Origin of the sequence: Drancourtella massiliensis (assembly GCF_016900655.1) — a bacterium.
Classification (GTDB): Bacteria; Bacillota; Clostridia; order Lachnospirales; family Lachnospiraceae; genus Sellimonas; species Sellimonas catena.
Map to the genome: position 1 here is coordinate 45,589 of NZ_JACJKH010000011.1, position 16,830 is coordinate 62,418.

At 46.1% G+C, this 16,830-nt stretch carries 16 protein-coding genes; 3 read left to right on the forward strand and 13 right to left on the reverse strand.

Annotated features, from left to right (window positions below; genetic code table 11):
* Positions 1–65: 65 nt before the first annotated feature.
* From H6A32_RS07675 to H6A32_RS07690, 4 genes are all read right to left on the reverse strand, one after another.
* Positions 66–1,103, reverse strand: a complete 1,038-nt coding sequence (locus H6A32_RS07675) for a PTS sugar transporter subunit IIC (protein ID WP_242958947.1) — start codon at positions 1,101–1,103, stop codon at positions 66–68.
* 182 nt (positions 1,104–1,285) lie between these two features.
* Entirely contained in the window at positions 1,286–3,028 is a 1,743-nt protein-coding gene (locus H6A32_RS07680; protein WP_204864053.1) for a S8 family peptidase, read from the reverse strand.
* Positions 3,029–3,047: 19 nt separating this feature from the next.
* Positions 3,048–3,659, reverse strand: a complete 612-nt coding sequence (gene rbr, locus H6A32_RS07685) for a rubrerythrin (protein ID WP_138373222.1) — start codon at positions 3,657–3,659, stop codon at positions 3,048–3,050.
* Positions 3,660–3,726: 67 nt separating this feature from the next.
* Positions 3,727–4,743 carry a glycosyltransferase family 2 protein gene (locus tag H6A32_RS07690; protein ID WP_087168123.1) on the reverse strand — a complete coding sequence of 339 codons (1,017 nt, stop codon included), beginning with the start codon at positions 4,741–4,743 and terminating at the stop codon, positions 3,727–3,729.
* A gap of 247 nt (positions 4,744–4,990) precedes the next feature.
* Between H6A32_RS07690 and H6A32_RS07695 the strand changes: the two genes are divergently transcribed.
* Together H6A32_RS07695 and H6A32_RS07700 are read left to right on the forward strand one after the other, a co-directional pair.
* A complete protein-coding gene (locus H6A32_RS07695; protein WP_087168124.1) occupies positions 4,991–5,926 on the forward strand; it encodes a CobW family GTP-binding protein in 936 nt (311 codons plus the stop codon).
* Positions 5,927–5,939: 13 nt separating this feature from the next.
* Positions 5,940–6,179 (forward strand): thioredoxin family protein, encoded by a 240-nt coding sequence (locus H6A32_RS07700; protein ID WP_087168125.1) that lies wholly within the window; start codon positions 5,940–5,942, stop codon positions 6,177–6,179.
* Positions 6,180–6,259: 80 nt separating this feature from the next.
* On the opposite strand, the gene H6A32_RS07705 is transcribed toward H6A32_RS07700, so the two are convergent.
* From H6A32_RS07705 to H6A32_RS07715, 3 genes are all read right to left on the reverse strand, one after another.
* Positions 6,260–6,655, reverse strand: coding sequence for an arsenate reductase ArsC (locus tag H6A32_RS07705; RefSeq protein ID WP_118636423.1), 396 nt, complete (start codon positions 6,653–6,655; stop codon positions 6,260–6,262).
* Positions 6,656–6,672: 17 nt separating this feature from the next.
* Complete coding sequence (locus H6A32_RS07710; protein ID WP_204864054.1) at positions 6,673–7,686, reverse strand: permease; 1,014 nt, start codon at positions 7,684–7,686, stop codon at positions 6,673–6,675.
* Between the two features lie 83 nt (positions 7,687–7,769).
* The gene (locus H6A32_RS07715; RefSeq protein WP_118636421.1) at positions 7,770–8,078 is read right to left on the reverse strand and encodes an ArsR/SmtB family transcription factor; all 309 of its coding nucleotides are present in this window, start codon (positions 8,076–8,078) and stop codon (positions 7,770–7,772) included.
* Between the two features lie 167 nt (positions 8,079–8,245).
* Here H6A32_RS07715 and H6A32_RS07720 point away from each other — a divergent pair, with 167 nt between their 5' ends.
* The gene (locus tag H6A32_RS07720) at positions 8,246–9,466 is read left to right on the forward strand and encodes a 6-phosphofructokinase (protein WP_087168129.1); all 1,221 of its coding nucleotides are present in this window, start codon (positions 8,246–8,248) and stop codon (positions 9,464–9,466) included.
* Between the two features lie 253 nt (positions 9,467–9,719).
* On the opposite strand, the gene H6A32_RS07725 is transcribed toward H6A32_RS07720, so the two are convergent.
* The 6 genes from H6A32_RS07725 to gatA form a co-directional block, all read right to left on the reverse strand.
* Positions 9,720–10,595 (reverse strand): SDR family oxidoreductase, encoded by an 876-nt coding sequence (locus tag H6A32_RS07725; RefSeq protein WP_430749580.1) that lies wholly within the window; start codon positions 10,593–10,595, stop codon positions 9,720–9,722.
* A gap of 3 nt (positions 10,596–10,598) precedes the next feature.
* Positions 10,599–11,834 (reverse strand): 6-phosphofructokinase, encoded by a 1,236-nt coding sequence (locus H6A32_RS07730; RefSeq protein WP_087168131.1) that lies wholly within the window; start codon positions 11,832–11,834, stop codon positions 10,599–10,601.
* A gap of 92 nt (positions 11,835–11,926) precedes the next feature.
* Positions 11,927–12,481 carry an ANTAR domain-containing response regulator gene (locus H6A32_RS07735; protein WP_204864055.1) on the reverse strand — a complete coding sequence of 185 codons (555 nt, stop codon included), beginning with the start codon at positions 12,479–12,481 and terminating at the stop codon, positions 11,927–11,929.
* Between the two features lie 21 nt (positions 12,482–12,502).
* On the reverse strand, positions 12,503–13,792 hold the full coding sequence (locus H6A32_RS07740) for a glutamine synthetase family protein (RefSeq protein ID WP_204864056.1): 1,290 nt from the start codon (positions 13,790–13,792) through the stop codon (positions 12,503–12,505).
* A gap of 106 nt (positions 13,793–13,898) precedes the next feature.
* The gene (gatB, locus tag H6A32_RS07745; protein ID WP_204864057.1) at positions 13,899–15,332 is read right to left on the reverse strand and encodes an Asp-tRNA(Asn)/Glu-tRNA(Gln) amidotransferase subunit GatB; all 1,434 of its coding nucleotides are present in this window, start codon (positions 15,330–15,332) and stop codon (positions 13,899–13,901) included.
* A 2-nt stretch (positions 15,333–15,334) separates the two neighbouring features.
* A complete protein-coding gene (gene gatA / locus H6A32_RS07750; protein ID WP_191434536.1) occupies positions 15,335–16,819 on the reverse strand; it encodes an Asp-tRNA(Asn)/Glu-tRNA(Gln) amidotransferase subunit GatA in 1,485 nt (494 codons plus the stop codon).
* Positions 16,820–16,830: the final 11 nt, after the last annotated feature.

Below are 16,830 nucleotides of genomic sequence, written 5' to 3' on the forward strand. Positions count from 1 at the left end.
TATATCGATGATCACTCAAAAAGGATCCCGGGCTCAAAATGCCCCAGGGATCCTTTTTATCTGCTTTATTCTGCTGCCGGTTCGATAGTCAGATTCTGCCTTGCTTCTGCTTTTTTCTCATAACTCTTCTTGAAAACCTGGCTTCCTACATATCCTGCCAAAGATCCGCCAACCGCTGCGAAGATTACTGCCAGCACGACTTTGACCGGATCATTAAACGCGAACGGTGCCAGAAGTCCCGGAATCGGGGATGCGGTACCCGGCGCGTTATTGATAATATGGAATACTGCTGCGGATACACCTGCAAGTCCTCCTCCGAAGAAGTTGGAACAATAAATCGGAATCGGATTTGCCGTAATGATCGGTGCCTGCGTCAGAGGTTCCATCATAACCGCAATGATATTACTCTTATCACCAAGCTTCAGACGTTTGAATACAATACCGTTTGTGAATGATCCGCCCACACATGCGATTGCCGCGATACCCATCGCAAGTCCGTCCAGTCCAATCATGGCTGTCAGTGCCATGGAACTGAGCGGTGATGTACAGATCATCTTCATGATTCCTCCAAGGAGGAATCCCATAACAAGCGGAGACTGCTCTGCCGCCGCCGTAATAGTACCACCGATTCTTGCAAGCGTCATATTAACAAGCGGGTCTGCAGCTGTAGCTACGAGCAGGGAGATCGGTGCTACGATCAGTGCTCCTGCTATGACATCGACACCTTCCGGAAGATATTTTTCAATCAACTGAGAAAGCAGCCCTACTACATAGCCCGCAATAAATCCCGGAAGGATACCGAACTGTCCCAGAACGACACCGGCTGCAATTGCCAGTACCGGATTGGTCCCCATGCTGAGCGGTACCGCAATCGCTGCTGCCACACCGCCGAATCCGCCTGCATTTTCCCCAACTGATTTGAAAAAGGAGATACCAAAGAGATCCCCTGAAATGTACTTATGAATGGCCTCCACAAGGAACGTTGCTACTGCTGCATTTGCCATACCGCTCATGGCCAAAGACCCTTTCGGCATTTTCATGCTGAAGAGAGAGAAGATTGCCAGTGTAAGCAAAAGCATCCCAACTCCTGATAAGATTGTCATCATAATGTTTTCCTCCTTTACATGCCGTCTTATAGATGTTTTTCCTCTTTTTTTATCTGTCATAAATATAACCTATAAGTTTCAAAATCCTACAGCAGGTATCAAAATGGATAATATTTTTTTCTTATCAAGGAGTTTTTTGTCTACTATATATAAAATATTTGTTAAAAAACTGTCTATAATCACGAAACTCTTGTTTCCGGGATGCTGTCCCTGATACATAAGGCTCCATATCCAAGCTGATTATTCGGCCACGAATCATATCCCGGAAGTTCTCTGGCTCCTCTTCTCAGAAACGCCTTTGCCTTCTCCCCATATAAAAACAGATCATTTTTTTCTGTAATTCCCCACTCCATCAAAAGCGCGGCTCCGCCTGATGCAAACGGAGCCGCAAAGGATGTTCCGGTAAAAGATGCATACCCTTCCTCTCCCTGTACAGAAACGACATTGACTCCCGGCGCGGCAAGATCCGGTTTCTGATTATTCTGGCTTTTTCGGCCCCGTCCTGAAAAATCAGCGTAGGACATGGTGTCCGCATCATATGCTGCCACTGTCAGTACTCTGGATGCTGTCGAAGGGATCGTGAGCGTAAGCTCTTCGGTCGGGTAAAAAAAGGCCGTCCCTTCATTCAGCGTGTAGCTGGCAGGAAGCCACATTTCAAACCGCCCTGTGACAATCTGCTCCGGCACGAGAATAATATTCCATTCTCCACTGTTTACATAATCATCCACCGGCAGGAATTCCAGAAAAATCTCGTTCAGACCACTGTAGGGGCTCGGCTCCCCGTAATACAGCAGAATCTCCGTTTTTCCGGTCAGAAAACGCTGGGTACCCATCACTTCCCGAATCGGACCGACTCGTTCTCCGGATGGCGTCTTAATCGTCACGCCGATCACATCCGTGTAATCCGTCCAGATCTGAAGACTGAATGCTCCCTGACGTTCCTGTACTCCAAGCGGTACACTTGTTTCTTCTCCTTCTCTTACAAATCCGGATGTATGTCCGGCCTCTGCCCCTTCATTTCCTGTTCCCACACTGATTAAAGTCCTGCCGATCTGCGCAGCCGCATCCAGAAAACGCTCCGGCAGTGATGTTCCGTTATGAGCGCCATATGTATTCCCAAAGCTGATGTTGACCGATACCGGCATTTGAAGCATTTCCGCCTTTTGTACAATATAGTCTACTGCCTGCATCAGCTCCGCTGTCCGCGGAAATCCCTCACCTCCCGGATTCCCCAGTTTGACAATGATTAATTCCGCGTCGGGAGCCGTTCCCCGGTAACGTCCGCCGCTGTTTCTTCCATTTCCTGCGGCCACACCGGCAACGGCAGTCCCGTGACCGGAGCTATCAACACTTGGCACCTTCTGCAGACGCATCGTCCTGTTCGGCTGCTGCAGAGCCTCATTGATCTGCTCTGCCGAGAATTCCGAACCGATCCGGTACCCTTCCGGCGGTGTCCCTTCCACGGTCTGATCCCAGAGGAAACGGATTCTCGTCGCGCCATCTTCCTGTCTGAAGTCTGCATTTGCATATTCGATCCCGGAATCAATCACTCCGATCAAAACCCCTTTTCCTGTCAGACGAAAACGGGGTGTCTGCACCGCATCGATGCAGGACACCCTTCTTCCGTCTGCCACTTCAAAGAAAAGTCTTTTTGGTTTTTCAATATAGATTACTTCTTCCAGCGAAGCAAGCTTCTCAATATTTTCCTCCCGTATCCGCACAATAGCAAAATTTTTCAAAAGCGGCGTCACCGACTCCGCAGTCTCCGACACACGTTCCAGCGTACCAGAATACAGAATAATTACGTCCCACGTGTTTGTCATTTCATTATATCCCACCTGAAGATTTACAGATCGAAGCCGTTCTGTCCCGGTCGCGTCCAGTGCAAGATTTAAAAGATTTTCTATTTTCTGGCTGGTCATTCTTTCCCCTTTCCTCGTATTACCTGCATGCTGAAAATCCAAGATACGGAGCCATGCATGCCGGAATAAAATATCCCCGTTCATGTCTGCACACCGGACAGACCGGAGGGACTTTTTCTCCTTTAAAAATATGGCCGCAGTTCAGACACATCCATTCTCCCTGTCCCGAAGACTCATAATAAGTCTCCTTCTTTAACATTTCTGCAATCTTTGCAAAACGCTCCCCGTGAATTTTTTCCACTTCCGCAATCTGTGAGAATGCATATGCTGCTTCCGGGAAGCCTTCCTCCTCCGCTGTCTTTGCAAAGGCCGGATACACCTCCTGATGTTCCTCCTGCTCATTATGCGCTGCCATCATCAGAAGTTCAACCAGACTTTCCGACTGATCCACCGGATATCCTCCTTCGATCCGGATGTTCTCTCCCGCTTCCGTCTTCAGAAGCTCATAAAACCGGGCCGCATGCGCTCTCTCCTGATCCGCCGTAAAAAGAAAGATCTCCTTGAGCGCGAAAAAACCTTTCCGGCACGCTTCCTCTGCCGCAATTGTATACCGGTTTCTCGCCTGGCTTTCTCCGGCAAATGCTTTCATCAGATTTTCTTTTGTTCTGCTCTGTGAAAATTCAACAGCCATGTTACTTACTGCTCCTTTCCATTCTTTTAAAGAGTAGTATGCACCATGGCCGTCTTTTTATTCGTATTTAATTAAATCCGATGATTCTTCTCATCACAGAGTATCCCATGGACGAGATCTTTCTTCCTGATCTTCCCGGAAGATTCATGGTCTGTCCTAAAATTCCATATCGAATTTTGAAATAGGTTTTATAATCTTTCCTTTTCAGATAGGTCCACAGTTCCTTTTTCTTTTTCAGATTTTCCTCTTTCTTGGACCGGATACAGATAATGGACGAAACAGTCATCATGATCGCCAGATATTTGATCATATAGCTCCGAAGCTTTTTATTCGAGATCATCTTCATCTGGTACATATCAATCATGGTCTGGTTGACATACAACTGCTGATCAATCCTCTTGATCATGTTTTTCTCATTGACAGACTGATCATCCCGCCCGATATAATAGCGATACAGATTCACATCCAGATAGTAAATCGTTCTGACATGCGGCAGCGGATAATAGACATAAATATTGTCCACATAAAACGTATGCTTCGGAAGATGCAGCTGACAAAGCTTCAAAAGTTCTGTCCTGTAAATAACCGAATGCATCAGAATATACTGATCTATCCGGAAATGCCCGAGATCACTCCATCCGAACACCTGATCCTGAGGAAGGCAGTTCCTGTAATGAATCACTTTTTTGTGGGAGGCTCCGACTTTCTCATATACATAATTGGAAATCAGCATGTCCACTTCTTCGCCGTTCTCCTCGAATCTCCGCAACGTCTCCATGATCTTCAGAAGCGCTTCTTCATCCAGCCAGTCATCGCTGTCCACTACCTTAAAATACTTTCCCTGGGCATGCAGAAGACCGCTGTTGACCGCTTCTCCATGTCCGCCGTTCTCCTGACTGACCACTCGTACGATATCCGGGTATTCCCGTTCGTACCGTCTCGCGATCTCCTCGGTTCCGTCTTTGGATCCGTCATTGACAATGATGACCTCGATGTCCTTTCCTCCCTTGAGGACAGACTCTATCGCGCGCTCCATGTAGTCCTGTGAGTTATAGCATGGTATTGCAAATGTTATATACTTCATGTTCTTCCCCCGTTCCTGCTTTTTTGCAGTTACTGCTTACAGTATAATCGTTTTTGAACGATTTTCCAAGGAAAATCTCTATAAAAAAAAACATTCTCTTAATATCCGGCAATACATATTGACATTTTTCTATGTGTTTTATATACTACGATATATAGATATTCTTCAATGTATATTCATCAAAAAAAAACGGGGTAGATGAATATACATGATCCAAAATATAAAAATTGTCAAAGGAGTTGTTAACATGTCTGTAAACACAAAACTATATGTTTTGACCGGTTTTTTAGGTTCCGGCAAAACAACTGTACTTCTGGAACTGCTGAAACAGTTAAAGGGGCACAAAATAGGTGTGATTCAAAATGAATTTGGAAAGCTGGGAATTGACGGAACCATTCTCAGAAATGATGATATTCAGATGGTCGAAATCAACCGGGGCTCGATTTTCTGCTCCTGTCTGAAGCTGAACTTTGTAAATGCTCTTGCCGAAATGTCGAAACAGGATTTTGAATATCTGTTCGTGGAAAGCTCCGGCTGGGGTGATCCTTCCAATGTAAACGAAATTCTCGAAGCAGCCAGGGTCGTTTCTGACAAAGAATATGATTTCAAAGGTGTGTTATGTTTCGTGGATGCGGTAAATTTTCTTGAACAGGTAAAAGACGAAGAGACTACATACCGGCAGTTAAAGCACTGTCACCTTGCAATTATTACAAAAACCGATCTTGCAGATGAAGAACAGATTCAAAAGGTCACACAACAGATCAGAGACATCAATCCTGTATGCGAAATTCTGATCAGCGCGAATGGCCAAATGGACTATTCCTTTCTCCGGAAAGATCTGACGATTTATCAGTGGGCGGAGTCCGAAGAGACAACCAACTCCGTGGAAAACAAGCCAAAGTCAATCTTCCTGGAATATAATGGTACCGTTGAAAAAAGTAAGCTGGATCGTTTTTTGCAAAGTCTGACCCCTGATGCATACCGGGTAAAAGGATTTTGCAGACTTGAAAAAGAAGGCTGGACACAGATTGATGTCGTGGAAGCACTGATTGATTATAAACCTTCTGAGGAATTTGAAAAATCACAGCTTGTATTTATTTCAAAAATCGGACCTGCAATCATCAAAAAAATCTTTTCATCATGGCAGGAATGTGTTGGAACGGAAATGACGTTAAAAAACTAGATTGGAGATTATCATGAATATCAAAGTAATAGGCGTGGGATGTGAAAAATGCAGCCGGCTTTATGAGAATGTACAGAAAGCCGTGCAGGAAACCGGATGTGAAGCTGAAGTAGAAAAAGTGGAGGATCTTATTGATATCGTAAAGCTCGGCGTTATGTCAGCTCCTTCTCTTATGATCGACGGAAAATTAGTCGTGTCAGGCAGAGTCGCTAAAACATCTGAAATCATTACTCTTATCAAATCATATAAATAAAGGAGATTACTTTCTTCCAAAACTAAAAATCCTATTAAGCAGTTCCGGCCAGGCATGATCTGCTTAATAGGATTTATTACTTACATCTCTTTTATTCTTCTGGCAATTTCTTCGATTACCTGTATGAAACATGCATCGTCCTTTCCTGTCGGATCAGCAAGCCCCCAGTCTTCATCGAAGTCCCGCCCGATATAAGGGCAGCCGACATCGCACCCCATTGATATTGCAATATCAGGTGCAGGAATTTTATCAACCGTCTTACTGTACTGTGTTTCTTCCATATCGATTCCGTATAGCTGCTTCATAATCCTTACCGCATCCTGATTAATCTGCGGTTTTGTTTCCGTTCCCGCTGAATAAAATTCAAAACGGTCTCCTGCCAAATGTTTCCCGAGCGCTTCCGCAATCTGACTGCGGCAGGAATTGTGAACACAGATAAAAGCGATTTTTTTCTTGCCAAAATTCTCTAATGCCATGATGCGAACCTCCTAAATTATATAATTAAATATTGTATTGCATTGAAAAAGTAACCCACGATAATAATGCCAATCGTACATATTCCAATGAAAATACCAAGCAGTTTCGGTTTAACCGCTTTGCGAAGCATAATCATTGATGGAAGCGAAAGCGTCGTTACGGCCATCATAAAGGAAAGGACGACGCCAAGCAAAGCTCCCTTTGCCAGCAACGCCTCTGCAATCGGGATTGTACCGAAAATGTCCGCATACATCGGAATACCGACTATCGTAGCAAGAATTACACCAAACGGATTGTTATCACCAAGTGCCTTGACAATAAATTCTTCTGGAATCCAGTTGTGAATAACAGCACCAATACCTACACCTATCAAAACATAAGGAGCAACCTTTTTCGCTGTTGAAACAACCTGGTCCCAAGCATAGTTCATTCGCTCTTTAAAATGTAATTCTGCTTGCGGAACATCAATAGAATGACCGTTTCGGATATATTCTTCTACTTGATTTTCAAGATTCAGCTTTTCGATTAACGTACCACCGACAACAGCAATCACCAATCCGAAAATAACATAAAAAACAGCGACTTTCCAACCGAAAATACTCATCAACAAAACAAGGCTTCCAAGGTCAACCATAGGCGAAGAAATCAAAAAGGAAAATGTAACGCCAAGTGGCAAACCTGCGCTTGTAAATCCGATAAACAGTGGAATAGAGGAACAGGAACAGAACGGTGTTACTGTTCCGAGCAGGGCAGCGATGATATTGGCCCATATCCCATGAAATCTGCCGAGTATCTTTTTTGTTCTTTCCGGTGGAAAATAACTTTGAATATACGAAATAATCAAAATTAACACGCCAAGCAGTACCATTATTTTTATAGTATCGTAAATAAAAAATTGAACACTGGCCCCGATTTTACTTGTGGTATCTAAGCCACAAGCGTTCAAAATTGTTTCAATAAGTCGATTCAGCCAGTTCATACCGAGGACTTCATTTTGAAAAAAGTCCCACGCTCCTTTTAATGTCTCCATAGAAATCTCCTTTTATATAGTCATATTGAAATATGTCTATTTGTTCTCTCAAATATAAGCCGTGCGGAAAAGCATTGATTCTCTTACTTTTCACAACACGACTTATCTTCACATTCGCTTTCAAGCGTAGTCAAACGCTGTAAACATTCTTTCGCCTGTTCCACACCTTTCTCTGAAATGGAGTAGTGGGTCCACTTTCCTTCTTTGCGTCCAACAACAATTTCAGCATCGCAGAGTATTTTCATATGATGTGAAAGTGTTGGCTGCGTAACATTGATTTCTTCCAGCAGCTTGCAGGCACATTTCTCGCCCGAACGCAACATTTTTATAATTTTAATGCGGTTTTCGTCGCAGAATGCTTTAAAGATTAGTGCGATCTTCTTATCATCCATCTTCTCCCTCCTTATATAGATATTTATCTATGTGTTATTATATACACCGTTCTGAAAAATGTCAATAAGTTTTTCGTCTGGATTTTTGACGCCTCATCTATTGAGTATTCCTCCCTTTTTCGTTATACTAAATTACAAAATGAGAAAAAAACTGGAGGATATGAAATATGAAACATAACATACTGGTAGGACAGTCCGGAGGGCCGACCGCTGTTATCAACGGAAGTCTCTACGGCGTCGTTAAGAGAGGGTTGGAGACACCGCAGATTGACAATATTTACGGAATGGTCAATGGAATTGAGGGATTTTTAAATGGAAACATGATGGATATGCGTACCCTGGAAGAAAACGGCACGCTTCCTCTTTTGAAGACAACACCGGGTGCCTATCTTGGCTCCTGCCGTTACAAGCTTCCGGAAGATCTCTCCGATCCGGTTTATCCGCAGCTGTTTGCAAAATTTGCGGAATATGAGATTCAGTCCGTCTTCTATATCGGCGGAAATGATTCCATGGATACGGTCAGCAAGCTCTCCCGCTATGCAGCCAAAAATGAAAGCAGCATCCGTTTTATCGGTATTCCGAAAACCATCGACAATGATCTCGTCATGACAGACCATACACCAGGCTTTGGAAGCGCTGCAAAATATGTGGCATCCACAGTCCGTGAAATCGCTGTCGATGCATCAGTATATGACAACAAGCCTTCCGTTACGATCGTAGAGATTATGGGACGACATGCGGGATGGCTGACTGCCGCTTCTGCTCTTGCAAGAAAGTTTGAAGGAGACAATCCGGTACTGATTTACCTGCCGGAAACTGCATTTGACAAAGACCGTTTCCTTTCCCAGGTACAGGATGCCCTGAAGAAGACTACGAACCTTGTCGTTTGTATTTCCGAAGGAATTCACGATGCCGAAGGCACCTTTATCTGTGAATACGCAAGCGAAGTCGGCACCGATACCTTTGGTCACAAAATGTTGACAGGTTCCGGAAAATATCTGGAAAACCTTGTAAAAGATACACTTGGTATTAAAGTACGCTCTGTGGAACTCAATGTCTCCCAGCGCTGCTCTTCTTCCTGCCTGTCCGGCACTGATCTGGAAGAAGCAGTCTGTGCAGGTTCTTATGGAGTTGACTGTGCCATGGATGGGAAAACCGGCGTTATGATCACCTTTGAGAGACAGGCTGGGGATTCCTACGAGATGGTTCCAGGGACTGCTGATGTCAATCAGATCTGCAATGAAGAGAAAGTTGTTCCTTCCGACTGGATCACTGCAGATGGATCCGATGTTACAGAATCGTTCCTGAACTATGTCCGTCCGCTGATTCAGGGACAGGTGGAAGTGCCTCAGAAAGACGGCCTGCCACATTTCATCTATAGAAAATAAGAGAAAGTGTACAATCTGCACAACATCCGTCTTTACGTTCATATTTTGTTCATTTTTTGTTTTTTAAATGTTGATTTGTAGAACACTTTTTTTTCACGAATAACAGGTATACTAAAATCATCAAAAAGAAAACAAAACAGAACTGATAAAGACGCTGTCAAGTAAATACTTTTTGAATAAACTTTTTCATAATAAATGCCGGGGATCAGCCGATGATCACCCGGCATCCTCCCTTTTACGGGGGATTTTCTTTTTATGCAGGATCGTGTTTCCACCGCGTTCCTGCCTTTTTCAATGCTTCTTCTGTCGTAAGGAACCGGACTCCCAGTTTTTTCACTTTTTCGATATTCATCCGCAGATTTCTCGGATGATCCCGGAAGGCTTCCTCATTCTTTTCCAGATTTTCTGATCCCGCTCCGGCACTTTCCAGAAACTCTTTCACCACTTCATACGTACTCCTGTCGTTTTCACTTCCGAAGTTGTAGATTCCTGCCGGTGCATGAAACATGATTTCCAGATTTTCAACTACTTCCCATACATCCGTGATACTCCGGAGATCGTAGACTGGATACCTGATCCGGTCTCCTGATTCCCTGGCCTTGCAGACCGTCGAAATCAGATTCCCATGCTCTTGTCCCTCCCGGAAGTCGACAGCAAACATCCAGCTTAAGCGCAGTGCCACCGTGTCCGGCTGGGCTTTAAGCGCAAGCTCTTCCGCCCGGATCTTCTGCCTGCCGTACACAGTCGGTGGAGCGATCCTCTCTTCTTCTCTGTGGGGCTCTCTTTCTCCATTTCCCACATAAACCTGATCGGAGCTGCAGAAAATCAGCCGCGCCCCGATCTCCCGGCAGATCTTTGCCAGAATTCTGACTCCGTCCACATTGACTTTTTCCGACCGTTCCGGATCCTGTTCACATGCGCCCACATCAGAGACCGCTGCTGTATGGATCAAAATATCAGGGCGGTCCTTTTTCAGGACCGCCTCTGCCTCTTCCGGATCCGTAAAGTCCATGTCCGTATGACGGTATCCCGTCATATCAAATTTATCCTGATAGAAGCGGAGAATTCTGCTTCCGAGAAATCCGTCCGCTCCTGTTACACCGATCTTCACCATTGATCCCTTCTTCAAATATTAATGATGTGGTTTATACAGATGTCTTGGAATACCATCCACCATAACCGGAGATACATCTCCCTGAATCAGCGGTTTAACATATGCAACAAACTCATCTGTTACATAAGTACCGTCTTCATTGACCCATTCTCTCGGCACAAGTTTTTCGTCATTTGCAATCTTGTGCACATCTTTTACTTCTGTGCTGCACTGATACGGATCATCGGAAATTCTCTTGAGCACAACCATCTTTCCGTTATCTCCCTCATCCGCCGCCTTTACTGCAGCACCGCCTACCTGAGACGCTTCCAGAATATCTACTCTGGACGCGCAGTGAGACGCGGATCTCTGCAGCGTACTCAATTCGATGGCGCGGGTCTTGCATCCGATCTCATTTGCTACATACTGTGCAAGGTAAGCTGCTGTTCCAGTGAGCTGCTTATGTCCAAACGCATCTACAAAATCTACATTTGCTCCAAGTTCACAGACATATCTTCCATCTTCCAGATGGATTCCTTCGGAAACCGCTACAACAACAGAAGTTTTCTTTTTCAGCAGATCTTTGATTCTTTCCATGAAATTGTCAAGATCAAATGTCAGCTCCGGAAGATAAATCAGATCCGGTCCCGAACAGTCCTCTCCTTTCGCAAGAGCCGCCGCTCCGGTAAGCCATCCGGCATTTCTTCCCATGATCTCAACGATCGTGACAAGTCCCTTGCTGTATTCCAGACAGAAGCTGTCACGGATAATCTCTTTTACAGATGTTCCAATATATTTTGCCGCGCTTCCGTATCCCGGTGTGTGATCCGTCAGAGCAAGGTCATTGTCAATTGTTTTCGGGCATCCGATAAATCTTGTCGGATATCCCATCACAATCGCGTAGTCGGAAAGCTTTTTGATCGTATCCATGGAGTCATTTCCTCCGATATAGATAAATGCTTCAATATCCAGCTTGTCCAGAATTTCAAAGATCTTTTCATATACTTCTCTGTTTTCATGAATTTCCGGAAGTTTGTACCGGCAGGATCCCAGATATGCAGCCGGAGTTCTCTTTAAAAGCTCCGCATCAAGATCGTTTGTGATATGTTCTGACAGGTCAATGTATTTCTCCTCCATCAGCCCCTGAATTCCATGAAGCATTCCATACACTTTGTTTGCCCCTCTGTCCTTTGCCGTACGGTAAACACCAGCCAGACTTGAATTGATCGCCGCTGTCGGGCCTCCTGACTGTCCAACAATTACATTTCCTTTCATATTACTACCTCCGTATTTGTCATAATGCCAATACGTTTATTTTAGTACATTTGTATATAATTGTCTATGTTTTTTCCGTTTTTTCGTCATTTTTAAATCTCATTATAGATCAGTGTCAGTATCATCTGCGCTGTCTCTACCATATTTCTTCCGGTATCCATACTGCTTTTCTGAATGTAGCGGAATGCTTCCTCCTCCGTCATATGGTTCCGTTCCATCAGGACGTACTTGGCATTCCGGATATAGTTTTCCTCCTTTTCCGTCCGTTTTGGCTTATTATCTTTCCGCTTTACTACCTGCCGGTCCAGATTCTGGAGCATCATGTTGACCGTATCGATAAATTCATATGCTTTCACCGGCATGGTCACGGCCACCAGCCCCGGCTGCCTTCTGTGACTGACATTCTGTGTCGTATCCAGCAGAAGCAGATCAAAATACCGTGGCAGGCAGTCCAGCAAATCGGTATAATCCATATCCGGAAGCTTCGTCCCGCTGATCACAATTCCGTGGGAAAGACGCCCGATTTCCTGAAGCGCCGCTGCCGCCGTTGATACGACAATGGTATCTCCGAAACCATGGCGCAGAAGTATTTCTTTGATTTTTCTCGCGGTTTCCTGCCGCGGAAGTGCGATGATAATACTTCCCATTTTCTTTCCCCCTGCTGTCTGTTAAAATCTGTGTAAATACTCTTTCAGCTCCCAGTCAGTGACTTCCTGTGTATAGAGTTCCCATTCTTTTGTCTTCTCATTTAAATAGGTCCTGACATAGTTTTCTCCGCAGACATTTCTTAAAAATTCGTCTTTTTCCAGTGCGGTCAGAGATTCCTTTAATGTACCCGGAAGAGCTCCTGCCTTTTCATCCGCCTTCAGCGGAATCATCTTTTCCTGAATCCCGTTCAAGCCGGACGCGACAACCATCGCAATCAGAAGATAAGGATTTGCCGCTCCGTCCGGCAGCGTCCACTCAATGTGCGTGTCTCCTTCTTTCCCTTTCACTACCCGGATCGGGGCGCGATAATCATTGAGGGACCAGAACAACTCGGTCGGGGCATGGAATCCCGGTTTCAGTCTCTTATATGAATTGACAATCGGATTGGCGATTGCGGCCATTCCATTCATATGGGACAGAAGTCCCGCAATAAAAGAGTAGGCTTCCTGGCTCAGTCCGTTCTCCGCCTGAGGATCTGCAAACATATTTTTCCCGTCCCGGAATCCGGAAATATTTAAAGACAATGCGGAGCCCGGAAGGTCTGTCCTCGGCTTTGGCATAAATGTCGCGTGCAGGCCGTGTCTCTGGGCAATCGCGCGTACCGTAGAGCGGAATGTCACAATCTGATCCGCCACCTTCACACCCTGTGCCTGCTTAAAATCCACCTCATGCTGCGCCGGAGCGTCCTCGTGATGGGATGACTCGATCTCAAATCCCATCTCTTCCAGCGTCAGAATCATGTCTCGTCTCGCATTTTCTCCCTGATCAAGAGGCGCCACATCCAGATAGCCCGCCTTCTCTCTCGTCCGTGTTGTAGGGTTCCCTTCTTCATCCGTCTCGAAAAGGAAAAATTCACACTCCGGGTCCAGATCAAAACTGTACCCCTGCTGCTTTGCCTTTTTCAGTACACGTCTGAGAATATATCTTGGACTCTCCGCAATATCATTCCCTTCCTGATCCATCAGATCACAGAGGAATCTTGCCACCTTTCCCTGCTGCGGCCTCCACGGCAGGATTGTAAATGTATCAATGTCCGGTTTCAGATAAACTCTGTCATATCCAAGCTCTTTCATCCCGGCAATGCTGTATCCGTCCACCATACATTTCCCCGCAAGCGCTTTCTCCATCTGGCCCGCCGTCACAGCAATATTCCGGATGGTCCCGAAAATGTCCACAAACTGCAGACGTATGAATTTTACATCTTCTTCTTCGATCATCTGAAGAATTTCCCAAGTTTCATATTTCGCCATATTTATTTCCTCCATCTTTCGACTGCCTCAATTCCCTGATGTTCTTATTATATTCCGCATCAGGACTTCAGGGCAAGAACTATGACAGATATTTTCCCTGAATTCTCTATCTGAGTTTCTCACGCAGAAGTTCCCGCGTAACTGCCGGATCCGCGTTTCCCTTCATCTTTTTCATGACCTGCCCGACAAAAAATCCGAATACCTTTTCTTTTCCTTCCCGGTACTGTGCCACAGAATCCGGATGCTCACGGATCACTTCCTCGATGATCTGCTCCAGCACGTCCGTATCTGCCACAGTGGATAGATGATGCGCCTCAATGTAGGCGAGCGGCTCTTCATCGTGGTCAAAAATCTGTTCAAAAACTTCCTTTGCACCTTTGTGAGTGATCTTCTGCTCTTCTTCTACCAGGATCAACGCTGCCAGGTGGTCCGGAGAAAACTTCATCTCCTCCGGACTTTTTCCTGCTTCTTTCAGAAGCTTCATGGCGTCCTGAGTCATCCAGTTTGCAGCCTTCTTTGGCTGCGAACAGATTTTTGCCGTCTCTTCAAACAGATCTGCCATATTTCTGGACTCTGTCAAAATCCGGGCATCGTATTCCGAAAGAGAAAACTCCCGGATAAACCGTTTTTTCTTTTCTTCCCGCAGTTCCGGCTGTTCCTTTTTAAGCCGTCCGATCCATGCATCGTCAATCACGACCGGAGGAAGATCCGGATCCGGAAAATACCGGTAATCTTTAGCGTCCTCTTTGGAGCGCATCGGGAAGGAACATTCCTTATTGTCATCCCACCGCCTTGTTTCCTGAATCACTTCTTTTCCTTCTTCCAGAAGTTCAATCTGCCGTATGGTCTCCCCTTCAATTGCTCTCGCAATGGCCTTAAAGGAGTTCAGGTTCTTCATCTCTGTCCTGGTGCCGTAGCTTTCTGTCCCCGCTTCCCGAACGGACAGGTTAACATCCGCACGCATGGAGCCTTCTTCCAGCCGGCAGTCTGAAATTCCCAGATACTGAGCCATGATCCGGAGCTGTTCCAGATAGGCGATGACCTCCTGGGCATTTCGCATATCCGGTTCCGATACAATCTCAATCAGCGGCACGCCGCTTCGGTTATAGTCTACAAGGGAGCTGTCCGTCCATGGATCGTGGACCAGTTTTCCGGCATCTTCTTCCATGTGCATCTCATGAATCCGGATTCTTTTTTCTCCTTGTGCCGTATCAACCGACACATATCCGTCATAGCAGATTGGAAGATACAGCTGGGAAATCTGGTAATTCTGAGGATTGTCCGGATAAAAATAGTTTTTCCGGTCAAATTTGCAGAAAGTATGGATTTTACAGTTCATGGCAAGTCCCGCCTTCAATGCGTACTCCACGACCTTCCTGTTCAGAACCGGAAGGGATCCGGGCATTCCGGTGCACACCGGACAGGTATGGGTATTGGGCTCTCCGCCGAATGCGGTCGGACAGCCGCAGAAAATCTTTGTCCTTGTGGAAAGTTCAATATGCACTTCCAGACCAATCACGGTCTCATACTGTTTTCTCATCGTCAGATTTTCCCCCTTTTTGTTCCAGAATATGCCTTCGGAAATATGCCTCTCTCTTTTTCAAAAGCGGCTGCCGCACGGATAATCTTCTTCTCCTGCAGGCAGTCTCCAATCAGCTGGATTCCGATCGGAAGGCCCGCCTTTGACACCGTACACGGTACGGATATGGCCGGGAGGCCTGCCAGATTGACTGCCGCTGTGTAGAGATCTCCCAGATACATCTGAAGCGGATCCGAAAGGCTTTCTCCGATTTTCGGTGCAGTCTGAGGTGCTGCAGGGCCAAGCAGCACATCGTAAGCGGCAAATGCCCGGTCAAATGCCTCCTTGATGACGGCACGGGCTTTCAGTGCTTTCAGATAATATGCATCATAATAGCCCGAACTTAAAACAAAGGAGCCAAGAAAAATTCTCCTTTTCACTTCCGTTCCGAATCCTTCCGAACGGGTCATTTTGTACATCTCATGGAGCGAGTCCGCATGAGGACTCCGGTATCCATATTTGACACCGTCGAACCGGGCCAGATTGGAACTTGCCTCTGCCGAGGCAATAATATAATAAGAAGGAATGACATATTCTGTCATGCCAAGGGAGAACTCTTCCACTGATGCTCCCCGTTCTTTCAGGATCTCCATGGTCTTCTTCAAAGCATCCCGCACTTCCGGGTCAATTCCTTCGTCCAGATATTCTTTCGGAATCCCAACCTTCATTCCGCGGATATCTCCCGCAAGATCCTCCTCAAAATCCAGAGTCTCCCTCTTCAAAGAAGTACTGTCTCTTCTGTCCTGCCCGGCCAGAAGGGAAAGCATCCGTGCACAGTCCGCCACATCTTTTCCAATAGGTCCGATCTGATCCAGCGAGGATGCATATGCGATCAGACCGTACCGGGAAACAGTCCCGTAGGTCGGTTTGATTCCCGTCACTCCACAAAAGGAACTTGGCTGGCGGATGGATCCTCCGGTATCCGATCCCAGGGCAATAAAACATTCATCCGCCGCCACTGCCGCACAGGAACCCCCGGAAGAGCCGCCCGGCACATGTCCGGTATTCCACGGATTTTTTGTCACCTTCCGCGCAGAAGTCTCCGTCGTGCTTCCCATGGCAAACTCATCCATGTTGGTCTTCCCGAGAATAATGATGCCTGCCTCTTTGAGTTTTTCTACCGCACAGGCATCATAGGGTGGGTAAAAACCGCTTAAAATCCTGGATGCACATGTTGTTTCCATACCTTTTGTGCAGATATTATCCTTGACCGCTGCCGGCACTCCGGCAAATGGCCCCTGATATTTTCCGGATCGGATACCCTGCTCCACTTCCTCTGCCCGGGCAAGCGCTCCTTCCCGGTCAATCTGCAGGAATGCTCCGATCTGCGGTTCCATCCTTTCTATCTGTAACAGGGAAGCTTCCACAGCCTCCGATGGGCGGATCTCCCCTTTTCGAATCTTTCGGGCAAGCTCCCCGGCCGTCCATGTCAGATATTCTTCTCCCATACCATTCCTCC